General features: G+C 57.7%; 1 protein-coding gene. It reads right to left on the bottom strand.

What is annotated here, in order from left to right; genetic code table 11:
• Positions 1 to 4 precede the first annotated feature (4 nt).
• Positions 5 to 1,186: an IS4 family transposase gene (locus HNE04_RS27805; RefSeq protein ID WP_172227141.1), complete on the bottom strand. Its 1,182-nt coding sequence runs from the start codon at positions 1,184 to 1,186 to the stop codon at positions 5 to 7.
• Positions 1,187 to 1,275 lie beyond the last annotated feature (89 nt).

Below are 1,275 nucleotides of genomic sequence, written 5' to 3'. Positions count from 1 at the left end.
CCCACTACTGTCCGGAGATATTTTCAAATAGTGAAAACTGCTGAGAAGCCTCGATTTCGTCGTCGAGATCGACGGCTTTGAGCAGGAGCACATCGATCGGTACCCGATCAAAAAGTGACAGGCTCAGTACCTGCAGGATGGTGTGTAGCGTGGCGGTGAGTTGGAGCCGCTTCTTCACGATCGCCACCAGCACATAGGTAGCGATTGCGATCCAGATTTGCGTCTTCACGGCGTTGGCGCTGTTGCCCACAAATGCCTTGATGCGCAGGTTCTGTTTGATCCACTTGAAGAACAATTCCACCTGCCAGCGACTCTTGTACAGCTGCGCGATCTGCGCGGCGTCAAGCTCGAAATGGTTGGTCAGAAATATCAGGGTACGGCCGCGCTTGGTGTCGAAAAATTCGATCCTGCGCAGCTGCGCCGGATAGTGAATTCTGGTGTACCTGCCGGTCAGCAAGATGCGCTCGTCGCGCATCACGCCGGCAGCCTCGTTGACCAGGCAAGTGTGCACGGTGCGGTAGTGCAGCTTGTTCTTGGAGCGGATGACAAAGAACGCTGCGGCATGGGTAAATTTGATAAGTCGGGCAAAGTGAGCGTAGGCCCTGTCCATCACGTAGAAGCTGCCCGCCTCCAGGCGTAGATGGTCCAGGAAGCTCGCATCCGAGATCAGCGCGCCGGTGATGCGGATGAATGCGGGAATATTGCCGCGCAGGTCCAGCAACGTGTGCAACTTGACTCCTGCTCTGGCGTTGGCTGCCGGTGCCCAGGCGAACAGGCTCAGACACAGATCGACGGTGCTGGCATCGATGGCGTACACGGTCTGTGCCAACTGCACTGCCAAGCTGTCCTTGGCGTACAGCGGCCGGGCGATGCCGATCAGATGCAGCGCGAAGTCCTCGAACATGCGACAGTCGCGCCGCTCGTTGGCGTCAGCCAGCGTGGAGCGCGAGATGCTGCCTTGAAAGCCAGCGTGATACAGCTTGGTGGACTGACTGCGCAGGCAAGTGGTGATGTCACGCAAGCCCTCACGCGAAGTCAGTTGCGCAAACATCATGCACAGCAACTGATCCCAATGCGAGAACTTCAGCGGCGCGTGCGAGCCCGAGTAACGCGCCACGCACCGATCAAAAACGGACCGCGGCAGATGCTCCTTCAATTGAGCAAATACCAGCTTGCCTTTGTGCATGGCCGCACCCCCGCAAATCCATACGAGTGTGCGGCTTCGGGAAGCTGAAATTCAAATCGACCCGGCCACGCCCGGCCGTTTAAATCAAT

Origin of the sequence: Caenimonas soli (genome assembly GCF_013155545.1) — a bacterium.
In the GTDB taxonomy this organism is placed as follows: Bacteria; Pseudomonadota; Gammaproteobacteria; order Burkholderiales; family Burkholderiaceae_C; genus Ramlibacter; species Ramlibacter soli.
The sequence above is the reverse complement of the archived record's forward strand: the minus strand, read 5'-3'. Positions and strand labels throughout refer to the sequence as shown.

Coding starts and splice junctions, on each gene's coding strand:
- HNE04_RS27805 (WP_172227141.1), bottom strand. CDS start 1,186: ATGCACAAAGGCAAGCTGGTATTTGCTCAATTGAAGGAGCATCTGCCG.